This window comes from Streptomyces sp. NPDC058289, assembly GCF_042880975.1.
In the GTDB taxonomy this organism is placed as follows: Bacteria; Actinomycetota; Actinomycetes; order Streptomycetales; family Streptomycetaceae; genus Streptomyces; species Streptomyces stoeckheimensis.
The window spans coordinates 1-22,772 of the sequence record NZ_JBHVYI010000089.1 but is presented as its reverse complement, the minus strand read 5'-3'; the positions used below and the strand labels follow the sequence as shown (position 1 = coordinate 22,772).

The window sequence follows — 22,772 nt, the reverse complement described above, 5'->3', positions numbered from 1 at the left end:
CCAGGCATCGTGCCGGTGGGTGCTCTGGCCTCGCCGTGCGGCCGGGCACCTCGGCGACGTGACGTCCACCCGGTGCGCGCGGTCATGCTGCCGCTCGATGTGATGGACGCAGAGGTCACGACGGCGGGGGAGGACCGGTCGGGTCGGAGTTCAGGTGACTCCCGTTCGACCAGCACTCCTCAAGTTCGGAACAACAACAGCCATGCGACGCCAGCGGCAGGCTCCTGTTCTGCAGTCCAGCCCAGCCGGCCAGCTGTGCCGACATTACCCACGCCCGACAGTTAGGCCTGGTCAAGCACCTGGCTGACGGCCTGGCCGTGGAGATCCTCGCCGACGCCGGCTACCAGGGCCTGGGCGCCCAGACCGGCGGCCGCGTGGTGACACCACCGCATCGCAAGTTCAAGAAGAACCCGCCAGACTGGTACGAGGAGATCTACGAGCGCCAGCGCAAGGCGCACTCTTCACGCAGGATCCGCGTCGAGCACGGCATCGCACACCTCAAGAACTGGCGAGCACTCGCCCGCCACCACGGCCGACGCGAGCACATGAGCGACACGATCCAAGCCGTCGCCAACCTGCTCTCACACCAGCAGACTGCCACCCGCGGCGGCCGTCAGCGACAGTGACCACCAGGCCGACCTGCACCTTCCGACGTCGCACCGCCAACCATGCACGAGCTCGTTAGGGCGTGTCTCTTGGGTGGGTTGGTCAGTTGATCGGACTGTCTATCCGATTAGTGATTACTGATGCGATGTGGGCTCGGATCGAGCTGTTGATGCCGGCCGATCCGGTCCGGGGGCGGCGGTGGGCTGACCACCGTCGCACTCTTGAGGCCATCGCGTGGAAATACCGCACCTGCTCGCCTTGGCGAGACCTGCCGGACGAACTGGGCTCGTTCCAGACAGCTCACAAGCGGCTGATCAGGTGGGCCGTCGACGGCACCTGGGAACGGATCTTCACCGCCGATCTGACGACGGCCGACGCTGGCGACGACATCGGCTGGACCGTGTCGGTGGACTCCACCGTCTGCCGGGCCCACCAGCATGCCGCCGGGGCCAGGAAAAGGGGGCGCCCGGTCGGTGGGAACCCGACCATCATGCACTCGGACGCTCCCGCGGCGGCCTGAGTACGAAAGTTCATCTGGCCAGCGACAGCCGTGCCCGGCCACGGGGCTTCCACGTCACCGCAGGTCAGGCTGGTGATGCGCCAGCCTTCGAGGCCATCATGGCAAGGATCCAGGTCCCGCGGAGCGGCATCGGGAGACCCAGAACCCGACCAGTCGCTGTTCTTGCAGATCGCGCCTACTCGTCCCGCGCCATTCGCGGGCATCTGCGTCGACGCGGCATCAAGGCGGTCATTCCCCAGTCCGCTGACCAGATCGGTCACCGCCTGAAGCGGGGCCGTGCCGGAGGCAGGCCACCCGGTTTCGACGGTGAGACCTACAAGCAGCGGAACGCTGTTGAACTAGGCATCAACCGGCTCAAGCAATGGCGAGGTCTGGCCATGCGAACGGACAAGCTCGCCATGGCTTACCAAGCCGCCCTCCACCTCGCCGCCATCCTGATCTGGGTCCGGCGATAGCCTGCTGGGCCTATCGCCCACCCCGCCACGGCACTCAGCAGTTGCCGTGATGGTTCACTTGCCGGACAACTCATGGACGGCCGGGGAGGTTGTGTGGAAGAGCCAGGATTCCGTGTGCTGCTGACAGAAGCAGGCGACCGGAAAATGGAGGCAGTCCGTGCGATACGGACGGTCACCGGCCTCAGCCTGTGGAACAGCAAGCTTCTGCTTGCCGACGCACCCGTAGAGGTGGAGGCAACCGGCTGGTTCGAAGCCGCTGTCGAGGCGGCTCGGACCCTTGAGGACGCAGGCGCCCACACCAGGCTGCTCTGCGATTGCTGCGGCCGCCCCATTAGACGGGGAGCCTTCCCCCTGACTTCGGCGCAGTGCACGGACCCGCGACCCCTGGAGATCTGCTGGGCAAATGGCCTGCCCACAGCGATCTGGAATCCGCCCAGTTCGGTCTGAGAGACAAGCCTTAGGTGCTGGCGCCGCCGCCAGTGCCGAGGACCCGCCGCTGCGGCCGCACGGCAGCTGGTTCCTTGCCCGCGGGTACCGCCGGGGCGGGTTGGTGAGTTCGGCCGGGCGGGTTGGTGAGTTCGGCCGTCAGACGGCCACGGCGGACCGGCCCGTCGAGGGCGGTGGCTTGGCAGGGGCCGGTGCCCAGAGGGCGGCACTGATCATCCACCCGCACAGTCTCCGCCCACGCTCCGAGCCCTGACGCACCGCGCCGCCGGCCAGGGTCGGGAGCCTGCACGCGGCGTGGGCGCCAGCGGGGGCAGGTTAGATTTGTGCGCAGTCCGCGCCGACATGGGTGCGCGGGCCAGGGCCGGTGCCCAGAGCGCTCTGGGGCAGTACGACCGGGCCGCCACGGCCCCGGTATTCCGACGGAATACCGGGGCCGACGGACTAAGACCAGGACGGTCGATGCTGTTGCTGAAGGCGCTCGACGAAGCCGCCGGCGGCTGGCATGCCGGGGGAGATGTGGGAGTTCGAGCGGATAGTCCTCTGTGGCGTCGCTGAACGCCCGGGCCGGCGTTACCGGCCTACGGGCCACGGCGTACCCGCGCACCTGTTGGCCCGCTGGGGACGGTGGAAGCTACCGCTGATCCGGTCCCGCCCGGGGAGGTGGCGGCCCGTCAGGGCCGACCGGGCAGCCAGACCGACGTCGCCCGCTCAGTGCTGGCGGGCGTGGTGGGCTGCGCGGTCGCGCCATTGGCAGTAGGCGGCTGCCGGGTCGGTCCAGTACTTCCATGGGAGGCAGCCCACGTAGCCGTCGACGATGCGGAACTGGCCCAGTGCGGCGTCGTACCGCTTTTGGCGGGTCAGGAAGTAGGCCAGCAGGTGGCGAACCTCGGCGGTGTTCGGATGATCCGAGGGCGCTGCGGCGACGTCTGCGAGGGCCGTGTCGACCAGAGAGATGAGGTGGGGTGAACGGAAGTCGGCGCTGGTCGCGTCTGTGTCGCGGTGTTCGTACCAGGCGATCAGGGGCAGCGCGCTGAGGAGGCTGCCCAACGGTGCGCCGACCGCTGCCTTCTGCGCGAAGGACATGGCGCGTTCCTCCGAGCCGCGCCACTTCGCGCACCAGTACTGGAGTGCGGCGTAGTACGCGTCGTAGTGGTGCGGGTCGAGGGTGGTGATCTTCTTCCAAATCTCTTGCATGACGTCGTCGGAGTAGCCGAGGTCCAGTTCCGCCCAGATCTCGTTGATGTGGGGCGTGGGGTCGTCGGGGTTCAGCTCTGCCGCGCGCATTCTGCTGCGGTGCCTGGGCCAGCGTGGTGTGGAAGCCGGCGAATTGCTCACGGCTGGTGTTCTGCGCCCAGTTCCCTCCGCGTTGGTGCCAGGCCAGATTGACCAGGGCCTTCGCACGGCCCTTGATACCGGTCAGGGGCGCCGGTGTGGTCGGGGCCCAGGTCTTGTCCGCGCGCCGGATGGTGTGCAGGGGCTGGTTGGCGGTGGTGACGACCGCGACCTGCAGTTCTCCATTGATGATGCATCTTCCATGATCGGGAGTTACACCGTTCGGTTTACAGTCCCTCATCTGCTGGCGACGCCTCAACAAACACTGATCATGCCCTCTACGGAGGCGACGCGTAGGCCCACTCAGTCCGTGACGAAGGGGGCGTACCCGATCGGAACTTCGCTGATCCGCAGGTCAGAGAAGATGAGGGTGAGGGAGTGCGCGTTGGTGTCGACGAGCACTTCGTGGAAGTCGATCCCGACGGCTCGCGACCACTGTCCGGCTGCCTCGGACTCGAGAAGAACCTGAGAGCACGTCAGATTGGCCCACTTCACGCCCCAGACGAATCCGTCGAGATCTACGCCGGTCTCGTAGTCGATGAGCCGGTCGTCCAGAGACATCCTCCAGGTCGGAGCCACGACCGACGTCACACATCGGGCGTCTACGCAGTACCGGAAGAGGTACCGCAGGTGGGCGGGCTCGTTGCTCTGGGGATCCACCCCGACGTAGACGATGATCTCGTAGTCACGCATGTAGCTGGTGTATCCGTGGTGTACGACGGCATTGTCTTCAACCTCGTCCAGCATCTGCTGAAGCACTGCAACGTCCATACGAACCGTTCTATCCCATAGCCCGCGCATCGCCAGTGACATGTGCTTCGGCGTTTCGGCTGTGGCGGCGCGGCCGTCCGGAACGCCGCCGGACGCCCGGTGTGGATGCTGCGCGCACTGCGCTGTGCTTCGAGTGCAGTCAGCCCGGCGCGTGGTCCGTCGGCCTCGCCGACGGTCGCTGCGCGGTTGGGCACAGGGCCCGGCGGGCTGGCTGGCGCCCCGATTCTTCCGGCCCGTCGGTGGCTGCTTCGGCCTTCAGAACGTCCTGGCCGAACTGTTTCAGGCCCGATGCCCTGCCCGTGCGTCAGATGCGCCCGCAGTCGGTCGCGCCGTCTCTTCCTGGTCGGGCCCCGCTTTGGCCCGGGTGGTTCAGTGCTCGTCCTGCTGATGAGCGAGCGGGGACAGGCGGGGTCGGTTTCGGGGACGGCCGCAGCGGACGGGGACCGTGGGAAGGGACGCGTCCTGAGACCGCCGGAACGGGGACCACCGCCTGCACCCCGGATCGCCGGCCCGGCCGGGGTAGGCTCAGGAGCCGGTGGCGCGGAACGAGCCGGTGCTCTTGCCGTTGGTATCGGCCAGGAAGCAGGTGATCGCGCGGTCGTCGAGCACCCAATTGCCGGACTGCGGATAGTAGTCGTAGATCGTCACCGTCTCCGGGAGCTTCGCATTCGCGCCCACGTAGTCGGTGAGCGCCTTGCCGCTGCACTTTTCGTCAGCGATCGAGGCGATCTTCTTCTCACCCGGGTACGGCCCGTCCTCCAGGTTGAAGACGGCGTATGCCTCCGACTGGTGGGGTTGGTCACAGGGCACGACGTCCACGGTCAAGGGCGCCTCGGTACCTTCACCCTGATAATCCTTCAGATCGTCGTTGGAGTTGAAGCAGTCGCCCACCTTGATGTCGTCCACGTCGGTGGAGGCCGGGCCGGAGACCCCGTAGGCCGGCACTCCGAAGAGCCCGAGGGACAGCACGCACACGAGCGCTGCCGTGTGGACGGCAATGGGCGAGACGGAAAGGCCCTTGCCCGTCCGCCCTCGGTGGCGCACAGGGGCGGACGGCGATGGTTGCGGTGGTTTCGGGATTCTGGACATGCGCGCAGCTCTCCTTGCACGGAGGGTGGGACGCCATCCCTCTCGGAGGCTTTCGGGCGGGGGCAAAGGCCGGACGACGCCGACGCCTGCCCGCCGATGAAGCTGTACTGCTTTTCCACGCTACGCTCTACCGGCGGCGGGGGCCGCTCGAACCGGCCGAGACGCGTCCTAGCCGGACGTGCTGCGGGTGGTCTCTGACGGGCACGGACACCCCGACAGCTCCTCCACCCACGAGCCGCGGTGACGTACGCCTTCGGCGCCCTGGACGGCCCCGCCGTACCCCTCGGATGGACAATCCCGGGCACTGCCGGGCAAGCTGTCGGCGTTTTTCGTGGTGTTCGACGTCTTGCAGACCGACGGCCGCGAGCTGCTGCACCTGCCCTACGTGGAGCGCCGCGCCCGCCTGGAGGCCCTGTTCGCCGACCATGCCCTGACGGCCCCATGGACCCTGTGTCCGATGACTACGGACCCGGCCAGGGCCCGGGAGTGGCTGGAGTCGTGGACAGATGTGTCCGGTGTAGAGGGCGTCCTCTGCAAGCCCCAGACCAGCCGCTACATGCCAGGTCACAGGGGGCGTGGACCAAGGTCAGACGACGTGACACCACCGAGGCGATCATCGGCGCCGTCACCGACACCCTCACCCGCCCGCAGCTCCTCGTCCTCGGCCGCCACGACCAGGACCGTCGGCTGCGCACGGTTGGACGCACCGTCCCGCTGCGCACGGAGGCGGCCCACCTGGTCGCCGAGCACCTGGTCGCTGCCGACCCCGGACACCCTTGGGAGGGCGTCGCGTTCGCTGCGACGTGGGGGAGCCGTGACGTCTTGGACGTGCGTCTGGTCTGCCCCGACCTGGTGGCCGAGATCAGCGCCGACCGCTCGATCGACCGGGGCGGCGTCTGGCGCCACCCGATCCGCTTCAAGCGGCTGCGCCTGGACGTGGGTGTTGAGGATCTTCACCGGTTCGGGCAGGGCCCGGACGCTGCAGCCGGCTGACCGAATTTGTTCGCGGTCCGCAGGGATTGCGGGGCTAGCGGCGTGGTGGTGTAGCGCGTGTGCAAGTGCGGCTCATTCATGCTCTGACTTGCGGTCTTGCTGGGCCTTGCGGGGCTAACCCCTGTCTCCCGCACTGTGCGGATCACACCTCCGCCGGAGGTGGGAAACGCGTCTTTCCGCGAGGAGTGATCTTTCATGTCCATGTCTGGAATGGGTGGGGAGTCGGCCGGTGAAGAGTCGGGCCGAGAGCCGGCCGGACGCCCCGACTCCGCCCGCCCGGCCGCCGCCGCCGCGCAGGCGGGTCGTCTCCGGAGCCTTGGCGCTCAGGGCGGCGGCCGCCCTCGCCCCGGTGGCGGCGGAAGCGTTGGTGGCCCATTGGGCGCCGGAGTGGTCCGAGGTGACGGGCGGCCTGGGCCGCCAAGGCGCTTGTAACGCTCCGTCGAGGCCGGAGCCTGCGGGCCCCGCCGACGTCCGCCGCCGAGTGAATTTGGCCCTCGCGTACGCGTAGGCGGCTTGTACGGTGCGCCCCCAACTGTCAGCAAAACTGGGGTACTTGACACGTTTCCCGGCATACAGCCGTCTTTCGGGCACGGCGGGGTGGTCGGGCCGGTCGATGTGCGATCGGAGTGCGTTTCATGACGCGTTCGGTAGGTGAGAGCTACGACGAGTACGCGGCAGCGGGCCGGCTGCGGGTGCCGGTGGCGGCGTGGCGGTCGGCGGTCGGTTCGGGCCTGGTTCCGCCGGCGGACGCTGGCCCGGGGTTGTGGTTGCGGACGGTGGTGGAGGCTGCCGACCCGGAGGAGATCCGGGCCGCGCTGCGGGACCCGATGGGGGCCGGGGTGGCCGCAGACCGTCTGGCGGAGGCCTTGGGGGAGCCGTTGCGGTGCCGGCCGCGGGTAACCGCTGCCGCAGTCGGCACCTCGTCCGCGCCGGCCTCCTGGTCTACCTCGGCGGAGACGTCCGCTTCCCCGGCGTCCACCCGGACCAGGTAGCCGCCCTGGCCCGCCGCCCGGGAGTTTGTCGCGTGGAGAGCCTCTTAGGGCCTGTGTCGGGCTGGCCTTTGGGTTCTGCGGCGAGGCGGGACCGGCGGCCGGTCACCGGTTGTGCGGGGGAGTTGTGGCGTGGGGGCCGGTGCCCAGGGGGCGGCGTTCGATCATGTGGTCAGTGAGACTTTTCCATCCTCAGCGCGGGGTTCGAGAGGGCGGAGGGCTATGACCGGGGTGCTGACGAGGATGGCGCTGGTTTCATGCTTGATCTAGGACCATAACTGTCCTATTTAAGTTCTAGTGTCATCACAGCCGAAGAACCACAGGAGGGGACGACACTGATGAGTCACACTGCACCCGAGGGCTACACGAGCGTTGCGCCGTGGGTGGTCACCGACGACACCGGCGCGCTGCTCGACTTCATCACCCTCGCGTTCGATGGCGAGGAGATCGCACGGGTGCCGGTCGAGGACGGCACCATCGGCCACGGCGAGATCAGAGTCGGCGACACAGTCGTGCTGGCCTTCGACCGACGGCCCGACTGGCCGGTGATGCCCTCGCTGTTGCGGGTCTACGTCCCTGACGCAGATGCCGCCATGGCCGCTGCCGTTTCGCACGGGGCGCACATAATCACTGAGGCTGCTGACAGTGCGTGGGGGGATCGCGGCGGCAGGGTGCGGGACCCGTTCGGCAACATTTGGTGGGTGATGAGCCGGGTCGAGCACATCGCACCAGACCTAGCCTGGCAGCGAATGTCCGAGCCGAAGTACGCCGAGGCGATGCGCACGGCCCAGGAGACTCTGGACGCCGCGCTCAGCGGCCGGGTGGCAGGGGTGGCCAGCACCCCGCAGCGCCCGACCCACTGAGATTATCGTCCGCTGAAATGCTGGGCGGACAAGGCGTACCAGGACACCGGCCGCCCCATCCGAGTCCCGTTCCGGGACCGCCGACTCAAGGGGTAGAAGCGGCGTCATAACACCACCCACGCCAAGACCCGCTGCCTCGGTGAGCGCGCCATGGCCACCCGCAAGAGCTTGCGCCTGCTGCGCAAACTTCGCTGCAGCACCAACTGAATCGCCGCCATCGTGAAGGCTGTCCTCGTCTTGCACCACGCCTCAACGTGAGGTTGGAAAAGGCTCACTGACGCGTATCTGATGGACAGCACTGCGGGCTGGTCCGCCCTTGCTGTGCCCTTCGGGCACGGGCGGACAACGACTCCTGCCTTCGGGCAGGGTGCCTCGTCGCAGAAGACGCAGACGAAGTCCTCCTCCCGGACGATGTTCAGCTGGTCGCAGCAGGACAGCGCCGGAACACGACCTCGTGGGTGGAAAGTCACGGACCGTACCGCCGCGCTCCAGCTGCGCTACGACCGCGTCGATCACCCGGAGGAGGACCGCGCCGAGATGTTCCGGGCGATCCGACAGCGCATCGGCAAGCTGACAGGCGAGGCCCCGCTCCCTCTCATCCCGGGAGGCCGGGCCGACGGGTAACACCGATCCCGCGAAGTCCAGACGTTGGTGTCGCGCGACCCAGCAGTGGCCAAGCGCCAATTCACCCGATGGAGTTGTTGCCTGATTCCGATGTTCTCTGCCTCGCCCGATTGGCGTACCGTCACCGAACTGCCAACGTCACACGCTGCCGGCAGGCTGATCGGGGAGAGGACGGCATGGGGGTGGTCGCGGGTGATGACGACGAATGGAGCGAGCGGGCACTGTGCCGTACTGCTGACCCGGAGGAACTGTTCGTAGAAGGCGCCGCCCAGAACAGCGCCAAGGCCATCTGCACCGGCTGCCCGGTGCGCACCGAATGCCTCGCCCACGCCCTCGATAGCCGCATCGAGCACGGAATCTGGGGCGGGATGACCGAGCGCGAACGGCGGGCGCTACTGCGACGGCGCCCTCTGGTCACGTCCTGGCGACGTCTGCTCGAAGCCGCCAGGTCGGAACACGAGCGCCTCGCCGTTGCCGACAACGAACAGACCTGGGACGCCGCCGGGTGACGTGGCATCAGCACAAGTCCCGCGCCGTCCGGCTGTGGGGCTCGGCCCACCCATCGGTTCGGGCCTGCTCCCGGAAGCGCGGGTATTCCGCCTACAGCAGGTCCACCTCCGCGTCGACGTACCCGAACTCGCGGGCCATGTGCACCAGCGCCTCCCCAAGCAGGCTCCGGCGCTCCGCCCGGCCCATGGCCGGCGCGGCGGTGATGGTGACCGCCATCCGCGACCTGGCCCCGCCGCCGCTCGTGCCGAGCGACGCCAGGTCGACGAGCGAGTCCAGGCCCCGGAGCTTGGGAAGGAGACTGTGGTGTAGTCGCCGCTGTTGGCGTCCTGCCCCCCGCCTCCGCCCTTGCCGACGTGCACCGTCAGCTTGGTGACGGGCAATTGGGGGTCGCCCTGGTAGTTGTTGATGTCGCAGGAGACGGTGGTCCCGCCCGCACCGGATCCGCCGCCCGCGCCGAAGTTCCGCCAGGCCCCGCGGCCACCCCCGCCTCCTCCGCCGCCGCCGATGGCCACGACCTGCAGCGTCTTGACGTTCTTACGTAGTGGCAGCACGTAGGTGTGGTCACCGTCGTTGTGGAAGACCTTGCTCGGCGGGGCTGGCCGCGATCGCGGCCGTGGCCGTGGCCGCAGTGGCGGGAAGCAGGGCGATGGGCAGCAGCGTGGCGGCGGCGCACGGCAGGAGGCGCAGACGAGGATTCGATACGGCGTGTTCAACGCCGCCATGCGGCTGTAGTCACGGGAACAGAGCGTGACGGTCGCGATCTGCTCTCCGGGCTTGGCGACGGCCCGGAATGATCACGTGGTGTGTGCCAGTGCGACAACTCCGAGGCCGTCAGCGGCCCATGCTATCCGTCCAGCCTGACCGATGAGATGTGGGAGATCATCCAGCAGCTCCCTCCCGTGCGTGACCAGCGGAAAGGCGGCGGGGTGCGCAAGTACGGAGACCGGTTGGTGCTCGACTCGGTCTTCTACGTGCTGCGGTCGGGCTGCCAGTGGCGGATGCTCCCGCGCGACCTGATGCCCTGGGACGCGGCCCACCGCTGGTTCACCAAGTGGCGCCGGGACGGCGTCTGGGATCGCGTTCACGACGAGCTCCGCCGCCAGGTCCGGATCGGGGCCGGATGCGATCCCGAGCCGTCGGTCGCCGTGATCGACTCCTAGTCGATCAAGACCAGCGAGGGCGGCGAGGCGCGTGGATTCGATGCGGGGAAGCGAACGACAGGGCGGAAGAGACACGTGATCGTGGACACGATGGGCCTGCTGCTGCTGCTGGTCGTCGCCGTCACCTCCGCGTCCGTGCAGGACCGGGACGGAGGCCGCGCCGTCCTTGCCCAGCTCGCCGCCGGCTTCCGCACGATCAGTCTGGTGTGGGCCGACGGCGGATACGTCAACTCTGTTGATTCCACGCTGTCTTCATGGGCCCGCGACGCGTTGAACATCATCGTCGGGATCGTGAAGCGGACCGACGACGTCGAGGGCTCTGCGCCGGGCGGGGTGGGTGGTCGGACATCGTCAGCGGGGTCGACTGGGTGACGCGCAACGCCGTCAAGCCCGCCCTGGCCAACGCGAGCATCGGCGGGGGCAAGAGCCAGTCCCTCGAAGACGCGGTGGCCAACTCGGTGGCGTCCGGTATCACCTGGGCGGTGGCGGGGGGCAACAGCAACAGGGACGCCTGCTCCGAGTCACCCGCTGCAACGCCCGCCGCCATCACAGTGGGTGCGACCGACAGCAACGACGCCCGCGCCTCGTTCTCCAACTACGGAACGTGCCTGGACGTGTTCGCCCCGGGCGTGAACATCACCTCGGCCTCCAACTCAAGCGACACGGCGACAGAAGTCATGCAGGGCACGTCGATGGCCTCCCCGCACGTGGCCGGGGCGGCAGCCCTGGTCCTGGCCGCAAACCCGTCCTGGTCGCCGGCGCAGGTCCGCGACAAGCTCGTGGCCGACGCCACCCCCAACAAGGTCACCGACGCCAAGGCCGGTTCCCCGAACAAGCTGCTCTACATCAACAACGGTGGCACCACTCCGCCGCCGAGCGGCCCGAAGTTCGAGAACACGGCCGACTACCAGATCAGGGACAACGCCACCGTCAACTCGCCGGTCACCGTGTCCGGGGTCAGCGGCAACGCGCCGACAACCCTGGCGGTGAACGTGGACATCCGCCACACCTACCGCGGTGACCTTCGCGTCGAGCTCATCGCCCCTGACGGCAGCGCCTACCGCCTGAAGGACTACAAGAGCAACGACGACGCGGACAACGTCCAGGGCACCTACACCGTCAACGCGTCCAGCGAGGTCGCCAACGGCACCTGGAACCTGCGCGTCACCGACAACGCCCCAGTGGACACCGGCTACATCAACGCCTGGTCCCTCCAGTTCTGACCCGCTGACCCGGCAGGCCGGCCCGACAGCCGCCTGCCCCCTTCAGGGCCCGTCCCGAAACAGCCATGGGAGGCGCTGCCCCAGCGCAGCGCATCAGGACGGGCACACAGCACGGGCTGCCGGGCCATGAAGAATCCCGGCGGCCCGTGCCCCACAGCGGTACCGGACTGGCAGGTCCCAGGAAACCCGGGTGTCGCGTGCCGATCCGACGGCGAGGCCACCCTACCCCTGCAAGCCGAAGATTCTGGGCCATAACGGTTCCATCACCAAAGAATCTGCGGCTAGATTTTCTATTCGACCTACGATTTCCTGTCGTAGGGCTAGCGGGATACCGCACCACTTTTGAGGAGCAGCGCGATGAGCGCCAGGCGGACGAAGAAGCAGACACTGGACCGGAAGGGCAAGGGGCGGCACAGCAGGACGATGAGCGCGGGCCGCATCACGGCCGCCTGCGCGGTCGCGGCGCTCGCGACCACGGCGGTCGTGTGGGTGCAGAGCGATGAGCAGGCCGCGCAGGCCACGCAGTCGGGCACGGCCAAGGTGCCTTCCCTGGCCCTGGTCAACGGCAAGCTGTCCTACACGCCGGACGCGTCGAAGAACCGCATCCCCGACTTCTCGTCGGCCGGGTACAAGGGCGGCGGCGTCCCTCTGCCCGACGCGGCCGTCGTCGGACGTGTCGATGCACGCGGCAGCGGCGACGACACCCCCCGCATCCAGGCCGCCCTGAACAGTGCCTCGAAGCTGAAGCCGTCGGCTACCGGTGTGCGGGGCGCGGTCCTCCTGGGACCGGGGACGTTCCGGGTCACCGCCTCGCTGAAGCTGGCGGACGGAGTCGTCCTGCGCGGCTCCGGCACCGACCTCGGCAAGGGAGGGACCCTCCTCGAGGCCAAGGGGGTGCCCGGATCGTTGATCACCATCGGCGGCGACGGTGACTACACCCGGACGGGGCAGCGGGTGTCGATCGCCGACGACTACGTGCCCGTCGGCGCGACCAAGGTCACGCTCCAGGACGCCTCCTCCTTCAAGGCGGGCGAGCGGATCGTGGTCCAGCGCCCGACCACTCAGGAGTGGATCAACGCGATCGGGATGAACAAGATCCCCGGCGGGGAGTCCTGGACGCCGAACTCGGGCATCCTCGCGGCACGCACCGTGGTGGCCGTCTCGGGGAAAACCGTCACTCTGGACGCCCCGATCACGACCGCGATCGAGAAGAAGTACGGCGGCGGCACCGCCTGGCACTACACCCTCGCCGGCCAGGTCACCAACGCGGGCGTGGAGAACCTGGCCGCGGACGCGAAGGAATTCACCGAGGACCCCAACTACGGGCGGCCCGAGGACGGCAAGAACAAGGACGCAGGTGCCTTCGCCTCCCGCCTGGTGACGATCGGCGCCGCACGGGACGTGTGGGTCAAGGACGTGAAGCTGACCCGCTTCGGCTCCGGGTTCTACGTCAACGACAACGCCAGCCGCGTCACCATCGAGCGGGCCGCCGACCTGGACATGAAGGTCCCCGACGGCCTGGCCCCGCCGCCCGCGTTCATGGTCGGCGGTCAGCAGGTCCTGGTCCGCGACACCACCGTCACCGGCGACCGCGTCCACGCCTGGACCACCCAGGCCTTCGCCGCGGGCCCCAACGTCTTCACCCGCTCAACCGCCACGTCCGTCACGGGCCAGGGCCAGGTCGACGCCGGTCCGCACATGCGCTGGGCCTCGGGCACCCTCTACGACCAGCTGACCATCAACAGCTCCGACGGCGCGTTCATCGCCGCCAATGCCTGGGACGGCGGCACCGGACACGGCTGGCAGGGCGCCAACAACATGTTCTGGAACACCAAGGCCACCACTTACACGATCCTGGCCCCGCCCACCGCCAACAACTGGGCTTACGGCATCACCAGCGAGCAGGTCGAGGGCAAGCACGACGACGAACTCCCGACCACACCCTCACTCGGAACGATCGTCAGCCCCGGCAAGGCGGTGGCACCCGCCAGCCTCTACGAACAGCAGCTGTCAGAGCGCCGCATATCCCCAGAACACCACTGACACCGAGACACCGTACGGGCCCCGCGGGGGCGGGCCCGTACGGGCAGTGCGGCAGAGCCCCCACGTGGCGTATCCGCTCGGACCACCCCAGGAGAGCCAGCCTCCCGTGCACGCACCACGGCACACCCCCACCACCCCCCTGATCGGACGCACCGCCCAGCTCGCAACGCTGACCCGGGCGGCAGCCCAGCCGCCGAGCATCATCGTCATCACCGGCGAGGCCGGCATCGGCAAGACGCGACTCGTCCAGGAGCTCCTGCGGACCCCCGCGCTGAAGAACTTCCCACACCTGATCGGGCAGTGCTCCGAGATGGCGCAGACTCCCGTCCTGGGACCCGTCATCGCCGCGCTCAACCGCCTCCCCACCAACGCGCTGCGCGAAGTACCCGCACTCGCGGGGGCCCTGCGTCTTCTTCTGCCCGACCTCGCCGACTTCCTGCCGCCGGAGCTTCCGGTCTTCAGCTACACGCAGGCCGAGACCTATCGCCTGCACGGGGCCATTTACGCACTGCTCCGGTCAATAGATCCGGCGGTCCTGGTGCTGGAGGATGTCCATTGGGCCGACGCGAGCACCCGAGAGTTCCTGCGGGTCCTGACCACGCGCCTGCCCGCCGACCTCACGGTCGTACTCACCGACCGGGACGACACTCCTCATGCCGCAGGGCACCGTGGACCGGCCTCGTGGCTATCCGGCGCACAGGTCCACGAAGTCCGGCTGTCTCCCCTGACAGCAGCGGAGACAGGAGAGCTCGCCGCTCAGCTCATGGGCGCGGAACACACTTCCGAGCACTTCGCCGAAAGTCTGCACCGCCGCACAGCCGGCATCCCCTTCGTGATCGAAGAAGTGATCCGGCTGATCACCGACGACGACGGCAGCACCCCGGACGCCGACGGCACGATCATCCTGCCCGCCCCGGTGCGGCGCGTGCTCCTGGAACGCCTGGCGCTCCTCCCGGAACAGGCCCGCGACGTCATCGCCGCCGCCGCTGTGGCAGCGCGTCCGGTCACCGTCGACCTGCTCGCCGACATCACCGGCCTGAGCGAACCCGACACCCGCCGAGCCGTCACCATGGCGCTCGATCACGGCGTCCTGCACCCCGCCGCCGCCGGGACCCTCGACTTCCGCCACTCCCTGGCCCGCCAGGCAGCCTACGAAGCCATCTGCGAGTTCGAACGCCGCCCGCTGCACCTGCGCGCGGCCAAAGCCGTCCTCACCCACATCTCACCACCGCCGCTCGCCCAGATCGCCCACCACTACCAACAGGCCGGCCGCACCAAGGCCTACCTGCGCTACACCGAAGCCGCCGGCGACCGCGCCGCGGCGCAGGGCGACACCAGCACCGCCACCCGCCACTACCTCACGGCGCTCAGCGACCACCCCTCCGCCGCCGCCCGGATCCGGCTCGGCCTGAAACTTGGCAATGCCGCCCTGTCCGCGATGCCCGACGGCGCCACCCTTCCCGCCCTGCGCCGCGTCATCAGCCAGGATGATCCCCCGCGGGCCGTCCGGGGTGAACTGCGTCTCTACCTGGGCACCCTGATGCGCAACCAGGCCGGTCTCGGACTCGCCGGCATGGACGAGATCGCCCGTGCCGCCGACGACCTCACCGACACCGCACCCGAACTCGCCGCCCGCGCGATGTCCGCGATCGCCTTCCCCTCCGTCCAGGGATGGCCCCTGACCCAGCATCTGGGATGGCTGGAGCGCGCCGAAGCACTCATCCCGCGCATCACGGATCCCGTCCAGCGCACCGCCATCGCCGTCAACCGGGCCACCGTCCTGATGTTCACCGGCGACCCGGAAGCCTGGAACGCGACAGCAGCCCTGCCCCAGACCCCTGCCTCGGCCGCCGAGGAAGTCCAGCTCGCCCGCGCCCGAGTCAACCTCGCCCACGCCACCACCGCGCTCGGCTACCCCACCGCCGCCCGCGACCACCTCGCCCAGGCGGACGAAGTCTTGGAACGTAACGGCATCCCGTACCTCGAGGGACTCGCCGAAACCGCCCACCTCCTCCTCGCCTGGACCACCGGCCACTGGGAAGGGCTCGCCGAGCGCGCACAGCGCGCCGTCCACCTCTACTCCGAGATCCGTGACCTCGCCGCCGAGTCCCTCCTCGTCCGCGGCCTGCTCACCCTCCATCAGCGGGGGGACACCGCCACCGCGCGCCAGGACCTGACGAACGCCGCCCGCACCTCCCAGCTCGACACCGGCATCGTCCTGCCCGCCTCCGCGGCAGCCCTCGCGCGCATCCACCTCGCCGCCGACCGCCCCGACCACGCAAACGCCGCCACCACGCTCACCCTCGACCACATCCGACGCACCGGAGGATGGATCTGGGCCACCGACCTCGCCCCCACCGCCGTCGAAGCCCTCATCCGAACCGGCCAGCACCCCGAAGCCCAGCGGCTCGTCGAAGACTTCGCCCACGGCATCGACGGACGACACGCCCCGGCCGCCACCGCCGCCCTCCTGACATGCCGCGCCCACCTCGCGGAAGCCGACCGGCGCCCGGACACCGCCCTGCCGCTCTTCACACGGGCCGCCCAAGCCTGGACCGAGGCCGGCAGGCCTCTCGAAACAGCACACGCCCTCCAGGGCGCCGCCCGCTGCAGCCTGCCCGCCGACCGCCAGCGGGCACAGGAACTCAGTGACGAGGCGCTGGAAACATATCGGCGCATCGGCGCGAATGGGACCTCGACAACTACCGCCGCCTGCTACGCCGCCAAGGGCTCACCCGCGTCAGCAAACGCGGCCCCGTGGGATACGGCGACGGCCTCTCCCCCCGCGAACACCAAATCGCTCTCCTCGCCGCCCAAGGCCACTCCAACCGCGCCATCGCCGAGCAGCTGCACGTCTCGCCACGGACTGCCGAGCACCACGTCGCCAACGCCCTGCGCAAACTCGGAATCAGCAGCAGAACACAACTCGCCGCCGAGCTGGCCACCACAAACCGCACGTCCTCAAGGGCCGAGTAGCAGTGCCCTCCGAGTCACGCCAAAGCATCAACTGCCACGACCGCCGGGGAGGCAGCGGCCAAGCTCGCGAGAGGCCTGCGATCGGGCGCGCGGAAGGGACGGCCGATAGCCAGCCAGGTACAGGGGGCGGGGCGAGCTGTCCAGGGTGGGCGGAGTCCGAGCGCGAAGCGCCGCCGCGGGCGCCCTTGACCCCTCGGCACGGCCCGCACATTCCACGGGGAACGAGGAGCCTGGGGAAATTCGGGATCCGCATCGGGGCAGCTGCGCCGCGCGGTCGAGCAGGAGAGGGTTGTAGTTGGTGTCGTTCCCGGCCTCGCCGTAGAGGTAGTCGGCGCCGTTGCCGCCGCGCATGATGTCGTCGCCGGGGCCCCCGTCGTCCTTCGAATCGCAGCGCCGGGGACCCCTGCTGGATGCGCCGGGTGAACCCCACCCCCGGCGGTCCGTCCGGGTGGCGGGGGTCCCGGGGTGGTGTCGGGTGGGTCACGGCCCGCCACGGGATCCTGTGTCGGGTCGTTGGGCTGGGTATGGACCAGAGAAACGTTCCGGCGCCGAGGGGTTTGACCGCCCCGCGGGCAGGTGGCGGGAGGGGTTCGGATTCGCCGATCTACGACGCTGTTGAGCGCCAGTGGCTGTGCGAGGGCCGCGAGGTTCCTGGCGGGCAAGAGCCTGCGCTACGAGGCGGGGACCGGCTAGGAGGTGTCGATCTCTTTCACCGCGGCTGATCGGACACCTGCTCATCCGCCGACGGCCCGCGCCTGGGCCGCGCGGCCTGGCGGGAGCGGTAGGTACGCGACCGGCCCGATCCCTCCTCATGCCTTGCACGCGCTGGAAGGCGCGATTCTGGGCGGTCCGCGGCTCGGAGCGGCTTCGCTCGGAGTGAGGGGTGGTCAGATTTTCGTTTTGTGCTCTCGTGTGTGGCTGCCGTCTGGGGGTATCTGGCTGGAAGCAGCCGTGTGGCTTGCTCAGGATGAGGGTGGCGGTATGGCTGATGTGGTGTCCCAAGACGAGTGTGAGTCGCTACTAATCCGCCCGATCATGTCCGCGATGGCCCTGGACGGCATCGAACCGATCGCTGGGGCCAGGCATGCTGCCCGTAGTTTCATGACCGCGGTGCAGGCCGTGCACGGGCTCCCGGTGTCGGACCGGGCGATGAGCATGGTGGAGCTGGTGGTCAGCGAGTTGGTGACCAACGCCTACAAATACGCGCCCGGGCCGTGTCTGCTGGAGCTGGAGGTCGGCGCCGGTGCCGTGGAGATCAGCGTGTGGGATACCGCCGCGCAGTTGCCTGCGGTGAGTGCGGCTGATCCGAGCCGGATTGGGCAGCACGGCCTGGAGATCGCGATGGCGGTGTGCCGCAGTTTCGAGGTGCGACGCGAGCCCGTGGGCAAGCGGGTAAAGGTCACGATAGGGCTGGCCGACGACCCCGGCGGGGACCAGGCCGGGCGCCTCCTGTGATCATCGAGCCGGCCTGCTCTTGGTCCTCGTTCCCGAGCTGCCACATCCGGGGCGTGGCCGTCATGTACAGGCCGCGGAAGGCCGGGATGCGGGTGTTGTCGTGGACGACCGCCCACGGCTTCCCGATCCGGCCTGAGGTCCGGTGGGCGTTCCATCCGGCCATCGAACCGCAAGGTGACGGCCGGCCTCTGTGCGCCCGTCTACCGCCTCGGTCACCTGCCGGCCACGGAGTCCCCAAGGACCTCCGCACCGACCTGCCGCGCCAGCCACTCCGCCCGGGGGAGGTTCCCGAGGTTGGACAGGTGCACGAACACCGTGTGCTCGTCTGCGGGTAGCTCCCAGTCGATGTCGAGGCTGTTGAAAGCGACTTCGACTGCCTCGTGCTTTGCGTTCGCCAGGAGATCGAGCTCTGGTACGTCCGGCCAGCTGCCGTCCCAGTAGATCGAGGCGGGGCCACCGCCCAGGGCTTGAACGAAGAGATCCTCCAGCTCATCATCCACCGGCGTGTCGACGTCCACGCGGAACGGCAGCGACGGCACGAGCCCGTATGAATCCCTGGGCAACGTCTCCGCCCGGTACTCGTGAGTCCACTGGTGCGCGTCGAATGGCACGGCCTGTGCGTTGTAGACAGCCTTTGGCAAGACCTCCACCATCCTCCACACGTCTTCGGCCGTCTGTAGATCAGCGGTCAGCTCGACAACCGAACCCCGCCTCTCCATCAGCGAGCACAGACGCCGTGCCAGCGCGAGCGTGTCCACTGCGCTGGCACTCCTGAAGAGGGGATACGCCCTGGAGTCACCCATGACCGCCACCTTGCCACACCCGCCAACACGGTACCCAGGCGCATGGTGCATAGCTTCCGAACCTCAGCACGCTCTGACACCACGGAGCAGCGGTACCTGGCTCGCCGACTGGCACCATCCCGCGGATGACGCAGGCATCACGGAAGAGCGGTCAGAACCAACTATGGCGCTCAGTCACACGTACGTGTTGACCCGTCTCGGCGAAATTTGATTAGTCTCACCGAAGTTTGACAGCCTGCCGATTTGTCTCAACGAACCTTGATTGCCCAGTTCAGCCCCGGTGCAAGATGATGTTGCCGGGTCGAGCATGATTGGCGCCGTGGAGAACACGGTCGAGAAGGTCAAGGTCTGGTTCCGGTTCGTCCCGCGCGAGGGCTGGTTCCCGCAGGACATCGAGGGCCTGTGGGCTACAAGGCTCAGCGCCGGCACGGCCGTGATCGAGAACGTCCCGTTCCTCCAGGACGGCGTTGCCGAGGGGGACGTCGTACAGTTCCAGACCGACTCAGATGGACTGCACTGGGCTGTCGGGCGGGTCAGCTCAGCCGGCAACTGCACGGTGCGCGTCGTGCCCATCCCCTCCGGGCCTCTGGCCCGCAGCCCTCAAGCGGTGCACCAACGACTGGCCACCTTCGACCTCGGCGGCGAGGTCATGAGCGCCGACTTTCCCATGGTGGCCTTCAACGTCCCGGCCGACGCGGACTTCGCCGGGATCAAAGCGCTCCTGAACGAAGGGCAGGACGAAGGCTGGTGGCACTACGAAGTCGCTGCGGCACCGACGAGTGGTGGAACGCCTAACCTCCTGTTCTACATCCCTTGCCGCATGCACCGGTGCTGGCCCCGGTGATCCACCGAAGCGCCGATCATGTGCGACCCGGGCCTCCGGCTCTCCTGCCGTTCAGTCCTCCGCGCCGGTGAGCCGGTTCACTTTCCGCGCCGCGGTCTCCGCCTGCGCTCGTGCCTTCGAAGCGGCCCGCGCGGCTTCCCGATAGTGGGCGGTGGCGTCCGCGCTTGCCGTACGGGCCCGGCTCAGCCGCTCCTTCGCTGCGGCCAGCTCTTCCTCCGCCGCCTTCACGGCTGCGGCAGCGGAGTCCGCAAGCTCCTGTCCGGCGGCAGACTCGGCTTCGAGCCGGTCGGCCTCGGCTCGCGCCTCGGCCAACTCCGCCGCCGCCGCTTTCACACGCTCCTGGCGTGCCCGCGCCGCAGCCTCATCCTCATCCGTCTTCGGGGTACGGCGCCGGGCCTGTTCCGTCACTGTGGCGCCGGGTTCGGCCGCCGATTTGGTGCTCGGTGGTACAGCTCCCGCCTGCGGTTCCAGGCCCGCGAATCCCAGAGCTACATCCGGCGCCGCTGTCAGACGGCCTGCCGCCCAGTGGGCCGCTACGTCTGCGTCGGCGAGAACCGCATGAAGGATGCCCTCAACCTCGTGCAGCACAGGCTCGCTCACTGCCTGCCCGGCCTCCGCCGCGAGAGCGCGCGCGGTCCGCGCGAGCTCGCCGATCACCACATGCTGATCATGCGACAGCTTCCGCAGCTGCCCGGCGTCCAGCGTCCGGTGCGCCGTACGGAGCGCCTTGCCCAGCTGCATCAGCCCCTGCGCTTCGTCAGGGCGGCGGCGGGCCAGTAGCCCGGCCGTCCACACCGCGACCGTCGGTTTCCTCAACCCAGCGACCGCTGCGGCGAGCTCCTTGTCACCGGCCTTCCGCGCCCGAGCCACGTACTCGTTGCGGGCTGCCGTGAACTCCGCAGGCCGCAACGCCAGCAGCTCCGCCGTCACCGACTCCACGTCCATGCCCGGCAGTCTCCCGCGCTCGCTGCCGGCGGACCCGCACCACGGGCACCACCGCGCGTCGGCACCGCATCTCAAGCCCGGGCGGCGCAATCGGACGGAGGCCATCGTTGCGCGGCCTTATGGCGGCTCGTCTTCACAGCGGCCAAGCACGGAACGCAGAGGGTTGGCCCCGACCGTGTCCGGCAGCAGGGCTGGCGCGGTCCCGATGCCAGGGCCCCCGATCACATGGGGGAAGTGTGAGGGGAGGTACCGGGGGAGGTATGGGGGGAGGCGGTATGGGCTGGGGGTCCGTGTTGTGCCTGCTCAGGACCGGTTTTCTGGCTGGTGAGTAGGCGGACTTTCTTGTGTGCGGGGTATGGGGTTGGCTGAGGCCGGAGGCAATGGGTTTGCCTGCGGGCCGGCAGTGCGGGAGCGGTGACGCAGGGAGCTGGCGGCATGCTCTCAGGCGTCTGGATCGTGTTCGTGGAGGCGGCGGGCGAGGTCGTCGGACCAGAGTTGTGCCCAGGTCCGCAGGGTGGCATGGCGTTCTCGTCATGGCCGTAGGCGGTGAATTCGGCGTCGTCGATCCAGCCGACGCCTGCCAGGCGGCCCTGGAGGTCTTCGGGACTGAACCTGCCTCGTGCATGGCGGCGCGAACTCTTCGAGGTCGGTCGTGGTCCAGCCGCGGGAAGCGGCGTACGCGTCGAGGAAGTCGCGGGCCGGTCGGCCAGGGCGCGGACCTTGGTGCCGACGACGTCCTCCTCACCGAGGACGGGACCATAGGCGGTCTGGGCGAGAGGCCGCCAGAACTTTGAGGACGTCGACCTCGCACACGTCGCCGGTGAGGGGGTCGGTGACCTGGAAGCGGGCGGACAGCGGGGCGCTCTCGACCTCGGCGACCTGCCAGCCCCGGTCCGTGAGCCCTGCGCGCACGGCCTGGGCGATCTCTTCCATCGGGGTCGGGGACTCGGTAGCGAGGTCCAGGTCCTGACTGACCCGTTCCAGCAGCTCGTGCGCCTGCACCGCGTAGCCGCCGGTCAGGACCAGCGGGTAGGGGAGCCGAGCGCGAGCATGTCGGCGAGGAGCCGTGCGTGCAGTTCGGGCATCTTCACGCGGCGGTCTTCTCGCGGAGCTGGGGGAAGGCTTCCTCCCACACGTCCCGCACGCTCGGCCCGGCCAGAGTCCGCAGCACCGGCCACAGGCTGGCGAGCAGCTCGGCGTTGAGGAAGCGGCACAGGTCCTCGTGGGTGCCCTCGGCCAGGACGGTGCGGTAGAGGCCCATGCGCTGGCGGGGCTGGTCGAGGTCGAAGGCGCGTAGGCCGGACCAGGCGACGTGGAGGGGGAGCTCGATGATTCCGTGGGCGGGCCCGGTCAGCGCGGACAGGCTCGCGGGCAGCCGCCGGGCGAATTTCAGCCTGTACAGCATGACGTCGTCGAGACCGGGGTCGGAAACAGTCATGCCCTGAGTATCTCCCGGCCCGGCGGCGAACGGGTCGGCCCTCGCGGGTCGACGACTCGACGGAACTGACCGACCGGCCGAGACGTGACCCGCCCCTCGCAGCGCTTGAGTAAGGGGCGGGCCTTGGTCGCTGGCCGGGGCGGGCGGTCAGGTGATGGGGGAAAGGCGGTGGGCGCCGGTGAGGTGGAGCAGTTTGGTGACTTGCTGGTTGGGGCCGTGGAGGATGATGCGCCGGCTGTACTCGATGGCGGTGAGGCGGGCCTGGAGGAAGGCGTTCAGGCCGGAGGAGTCGCAGAACGTGAGCTCGCTCAGGTCGAGGACGACGTCGGGCGGACAGTCGGGCTGGGTTATCAGGGTGCGCAGGGCTTCGTGGAGGAGCGGGGCCCGGTCGATGTCCATCTCGCCGCCGACGAGCACGATCACGTGCTGCTCCTGCTTTTCCACCTCTACGGGCGGGGTGGGGTCCAGCTCATCGTCCATCGGTCCAGGGTAGGAGGGTGGCAGGGCGGTGACCAGGCTCTTCCCGGGCAGCGGGGCCGCCGCCGTGTGAGGCCGGTGGACGGCGTCCTACGCCGAGGTTCCGAAGCTGCGCCGGCGCCCACGACGGGTCCCCGTCCAGGCCCTGCGTCTCGCGGACATCACTGGCGCCGTCGAAGAGGGCGTGACAGCAGGGCGGGGGCGACAGC

The 22,772-nt window shown here is 69.0% G+C and carries 20 protein-coding genes and 7 pseudogenes; 16 read left to right on the top strand and 11 right to left on the bottom strand.

What is annotated here, in order from left to right; genetic code table 11:
- Positions 1–188: 188 nt before the first annotated feature.
- The 3 genes and pseudogenes from ACFVX6_RS32825 to ACFVX6_RS32815 all read left to right on the top strand — a co-directional run.
- Positions 189–626: pseudogene (locus ACFVX6_RS32825) on the top strand (transposase family protein); the annotation flags it as partial.
- A 95-nt stretch (positions 627–721) separates the two neighbouring features.
- A protein-coding gene (locus tag ACFVX6_RS32820; RefSeq protein WP_389697704.1) for an IS5 family transposase occupies positions 722–1,581 on the top strand; the annotation gives its coding sequence in 2 pieces (ribosomal slippage) (positions 722–1,073 and positions 1,073–1,581; 861 coding nt in all).
- Positions 1,582–1,653: 72 nt separating this feature from the next.
- Complete coding sequence (locus ACFVX6_RS32815) at positions 1,654–2,028, top strand: ribosomal protein L7/L12 (RefSeq protein WP_389697676.1); 375 nt, start codon at positions 1,654–1,656, stop codon at positions 2,026–2,028.
- A 708-nt stretch (positions 2,029–2,736) separates the two neighbouring features.
- On the opposite strand, the gene ACFVX6_RS32810 is transcribed toward ACFVX6_RS32815, so the two are convergent.
- From ACFVX6_RS32810 to ACFVX6_RS32800, 3 genes are all read right to left on the bottom strand, one after another.
- Positions 2,737–3,312, bottom strand: a complete 576-nt coding sequence (locus tag ACFVX6_RS32810) for a hypothetical protein (protein WP_389697674.1) — start codon at positions 3,310–3,312, stop codon at positions 2,737–2,739.
- A 351-nt stretch (positions 3,313–3,663) separates the two neighbouring features.
- Entirely contained in the window at positions 3,664–4,131 is a 468-nt protein-coding gene (locus tag ACFVX6_RS32805; protein ID WP_389697672.1) for a hypothetical protein, read from the bottom strand.
- Between the two features lie 525 nt (positions 4,132–4,656).
- Positions 4,657–5,220, bottom strand: a complete 564-nt coding sequence (locus ACFVX6_RS32800; protein WP_389697670.1) for a septum formation family protein — start codon at positions 5,218–5,220, stop codon at positions 4,657–4,659.
- 331 nt (positions 5,221–5,551) lie between these two features.
- Between ACFVX6_RS32800 and ACFVX6_RS32795 the strand changes: the two genes are divergently transcribed.
- Positions 5,552–6,331, top strand: coding sequence for a hypothetical protein (locus tag ACFVX6_RS32795; RefSeq protein WP_389697668.1), 780 nt, complete (start codon positions 5,552–5,554; stop codon positions 6,329–6,331).
- Between the two features lie 540 nt (positions 6,332–6,871).
- Here ACFVX6_RS32795 and ACFVX6_RS32790 read toward each other — a convergent pair.
- Complete coding sequence (locus ACFVX6_RS32790; protein ID WP_389697666.1) at positions 6,872–7,192, bottom strand: hypothetical protein; 321 nt, start codon at positions 7,190–7,192, stop codon at positions 6,872–6,874.
- A 348-nt stretch (positions 7,193–7,540) separates the two neighbouring features.
- Here ACFVX6_RS32790 and ACFVX6_RS32785 point away from each other — a divergent pair, with 348 nt between their 5' ends.
- The 4 genes and pseudogenes from ACFVX6_RS32785 to ACFVX6_RS32770 all read left to right on the top strand — a co-directional run bounded on the left by ACFVX6_RS32785 (position 7,541) and on the right by ACFVX6_RS32770 (position 9,198).
- On the top strand, positions 7,541–8,065 hold the full coding sequence (locus tag ACFVX6_RS32785) for a VOC family protein (protein WP_389697664.1): 525 nt from the start codon (positions 7,541–7,543) through the stop codon (positions 8,063–8,065).
- 108 nt (positions 8,066–8,173) lie between these two features.
- Positions 8,174–8,272, top strand: a pseudogene (locus ACFVX6_RS32780) (IS5/IS1182 family transposase); the annotation flags it as partial.
- 81 nt (positions 8,273–8,353) lie between these two features.
- Positions 8,354–8,689 carry a hypothetical protein gene (locus ACFVX6_RS32775; RefSeq protein ID WP_389697662.1) on the top strand — a complete coding sequence of 112 codons (336 nt, stop codon included), beginning with the start codon at positions 8,354–8,356 and terminating at the stop codon, positions 8,687–8,689.
- Positions 8,690–8,865: 176 nt separating this feature from the next.
- Positions 8,866–9,198, top strand: a complete 333-nt coding sequence (locus ACFVX6_RS32770) for a WhiB family transcriptional regulator (protein ID WP_389697702.1) — start codon at positions 8,866–8,868, stop codon at positions 9,196–9,198.
- On the opposite strand, the gene ACFVX6_RS32765 is transcribed toward ACFVX6_RS32770, so the two are convergent.
- Positions 9,082–9,921 carry a glycine-rich domain-containing protein gene (locus tag ACFVX6_RS32765; RefSeq protein WP_389697660.1) on the bottom strand — a complete coding sequence of 280 codons (840 nt, stop codon included), beginning with the start codon at positions 9,919–9,921 and terminating at the stop codon, positions 9,082–9,084. The genes ACFVX6_RS32770 and ACFVX6_RS32765 overlap by 117 nt on opposite strands.
- Before the next feature lie 147 nt (positions 9,922–10,068).
- Between ACFVX6_RS32765 and ACFVX6_RS32760 the strand changes: the two genes are divergently transcribed.
- From ACFVX6_RS32760 to ACFVX6_RS32735, 6 genes and pseudogenes are all read left to right on the top strand, one after another.
- On the top strand, positions 10,069–10,359 hold the full coding sequence (locus tag ACFVX6_RS32760; protein ID WP_389697658.1) for a transposase: 291 nt from the start codon (positions 10,069–10,071) through the stop codon (positions 10,357–10,359).
- Between the two features lie 3 nt (positions 10,360–10,362).
- Complete coding sequence (locus ACFVX6_RS32755) at positions 10,363–10,731, top strand: transposase (protein WP_389697700.1); 369 nt, start codon at positions 10,363–10,365, stop codon at positions 10,729–10,731.
- Positions 10,680–11,582: pseudogene (locus tag ACFVX6_RS32750) on the top strand (S8 family serine peptidase); the annotation flags it as partial. The gene ACFVX6_RS32755 and the pseudogene ACFVX6_RS32750, both read left to right, overlap by 52 nt.
- A 357-nt stretch (positions 11,583–11,939) precedes the next feature.
- Positions 11,940–13,625, top strand: a complete 1,686-nt coding sequence (locus ACFVX6_RS32745) for a hypothetical protein (protein WP_389697656.1) — start codon at positions 11,940–11,942, stop codon at positions 13,623–13,625.
- Between the two features lie 46 nt (positions 13,626–13,671).
- Positions 13,672–14,229: pseudogene (locus tag ACFVX6_RS32740) on the top strand (AAA family ATPase); the annotation flags it as partial.
- A gap of 2,153 nt (positions 14,230–16,382) precedes the next feature.
- Complete coding sequence (locus ACFVX6_RS32735; protein WP_389697698.1) at positions 16,383–16,601, top strand: response regulator transcription factor; 219 nt, start codon at positions 16,383–16,385, stop codon at positions 16,599–16,601.
- A gap of 27 nt (positions 16,602–16,628) precedes the next feature.
- On the opposite strand, the pseudogene ACFVX6_RS32730 reads toward ACFVX6_RS32735, so the two are convergent.
- A pseudogene (locus tag ACFVX6_RS32730) lies at positions 16,629–16,964 on the bottom strand (hypothetical protein); the annotation flags it as partial.
- Positions 16,965–17,582: 618 nt separating this feature from the next.
- Between ACFVX6_RS32730 and ACFVX6_RS32725 the strand changes: the two are divergent.
- Positions 17,583–18,056 (top strand): ATP-binding protein, encoded by a 474-nt coding sequence (locus tag ACFVX6_RS32725; RefSeq protein WP_389697654.1) that lies wholly within the window; start codon positions 17,583–17,585, stop codon positions 18,054–18,056.
- Between the two features lie 212 nt (positions 18,057–18,268).
- On the opposite strand, the gene ACFVX6_RS32720 is transcribed toward ACFVX6_RS32725, so the two are convergent.
- The gene (locus ACFVX6_RS32720; RefSeq protein WP_389697652.1) at positions 18,269–18,859 is read right to left on the bottom strand and encodes a hypothetical protein; all 591 of its coding nucleotides are present in this window, start codon (positions 18,857–18,859) and stop codon (positions 18,269–18,271) included.
- A 307-nt stretch (positions 18,860–19,166) separates the two neighbouring features.
- Here ACFVX6_RS32720 and ACFVX6_RS32715 point away from each other — a divergent pair.
- Positions 19,167–19,654: pseudogene (locus tag ACFVX6_RS32715) on the top strand (DUF4265 domain-containing protein).
- Positions 19,655–19,754: 100 nt separating this feature from the next.
- Here the strand turns inward: ACFVX6_RS32715 and ACFVX6_RS32710 are convergent.
- From ACFVX6_RS32710 to ACFVX6_RS32695, 4 genes and pseudogenes are all read right to left on the bottom strand, one after another.
- Positions 19,755–20,648, bottom strand: a complete 894-nt coding sequence (locus tag ACFVX6_RS32710) for a hypothetical protein (protein WP_389697650.1) — start codon at positions 20,646–20,648, stop codon at positions 19,755–19,757.
- A gap of 441 nt (positions 20,649–21,089) precedes the next feature.
- A pseudogene (locus tag ACFVX6_RS32705) lies at positions 21,090–21,733 on the bottom strand (nucleotidyl transferase AbiEii/AbiGii toxin family protein).
- A 2-nt stretch (positions 21,734–21,735) separates the two neighbouring features.
- Entirely contained in the window at positions 21,736–22,086 is a 351-nt protein-coding gene (locus ACFVX6_RS32700) for a transcriptional regulator (protein WP_389697648.1), read from the bottom strand.
- Positions 22,087–22,233: 147 nt separating this feature from the next.
- The gene (locus ACFVX6_RS32695) at positions 22,234–22,566 is read right to left on the bottom strand and encodes an STAS domain-containing protein (protein ID WP_389697646.1); all 333 of its coding nucleotides are present in this window, start codon (positions 22,564–22,566) and stop codon (positions 22,234–22,236) included.
- Positions 22,567–22,772 lie beyond the last annotated feature (206 nt).

Excerpts from the sequence above, each read along its gene's own strand:
- ACFVX6_RS32700 (WP_389697648.1), bottom strand. The coding sequence starts at position 22,086 with ATGACTGTTTCCGACCCCGGTCTCGACGACGTCATGCTGTACAGGCTG.
- ACFVX6_RS32720 (WP_389697652.1), bottom strand. The coding sequence starts at position 18,859 with ATGGGTGACTCCAGGGCGTATCCCCTCTTCAGGAGTGCCAGCGCAGTG.
- ACFVX6_RS32805 (WP_389697672.1), bottom strand. The coding sequence starts at position 4,131 with ATGGACGTTGCAGTGCTTCAGCAGATGCTGGACGAGGTTGAAGACAAT.
- ACFVX6_RS32695 (WP_389697646.1), bottom strand. The coding sequence starts at position 22,566 with ATGGACGATGAGCTGGACCCCACCCCGCCCGTAGAGGTGGAAAAGCAG.
- ACFVX6_RS32810 (WP_389697674.1), bottom strand. The coding sequence starts at position 3,312 with ATGCGCGCGGCAGAGCTGAACCCCGACGACCCCACGCCCCACATCAAC.
- ACFVX6_RS32765 (WP_389697660.1), bottom strand. The coding sequence starts at position 9,921 with ATGGCGGCGTTGAACACGCCGTATCGAATCCTCGTCTGCGCCTCCTGC.
- ACFVX6_RS32725 (WP_389697654.1), top strand. The coding sequence starts at position 17,583 with ATGGCTGATGTGGTGTCCCAAGACGAGTGTGAGTCGCTACTAATCCGC.
- ACFVX6_RS32710 (WP_389697650.1), bottom strand. The coding sequence starts at position 20,648 with ATGGACGTGGAGTCGGTGACGGCGGAGCTGCTGGCGTTGCGGCCTGCG.
- ACFVX6_RS32745 (WP_389697656.1), top strand. The coding sequence starts at position 11,940 with ATGAGCGCCAGGCGGACGAAGAAGCAGACACTGGACCGGAAGGGCAAG.
- ACFVX6_RS32770 (WP_389697702.1), top strand. The coding sequence starts at position 8,866 with ATGGGGGTGGTCGCGGGTGATGACGACGAATGGAGCGAGCGGGCACTG.
- ACFVX6_RS32775 (WP_389697662.1), top strand. The coding sequence starts at position 8,354 with ATGGACAGCACTGCGGGCTGGTCCGCCCTTGCTGTGCCCTTCGGGCAC.
- ACFVX6_RS32800 (WP_389697670.1), bottom strand. The coding sequence starts at position 5,220 with ATGTCCAGAATCCCGAAACCACCGCAACCATCGCCGTCCGCCCCTGTG.
- ACFVX6_RS32785 (WP_389697664.1), top strand. The coding sequence starts at position 7,541 with ATGAGTCACACTGCACCCGAGGGCTACACGAGCGTTGCGCCGTGGGTG.
- ACFVX6_RS32815 (WP_389697676.1), top strand. The coding sequence starts at position 1,654 with ATGGACGGCCGGGGAGGTTGTGTGGAAGAGCCAGGATTCCGTGTGCTG.
- ACFVX6_RS32760 (WP_389697658.1), top strand. The coding sequence starts at position 10,069 with ATGTGGGAGATCATCCAGCAGCTCCCTCCCGTGCGTGACCAGCGGAAA.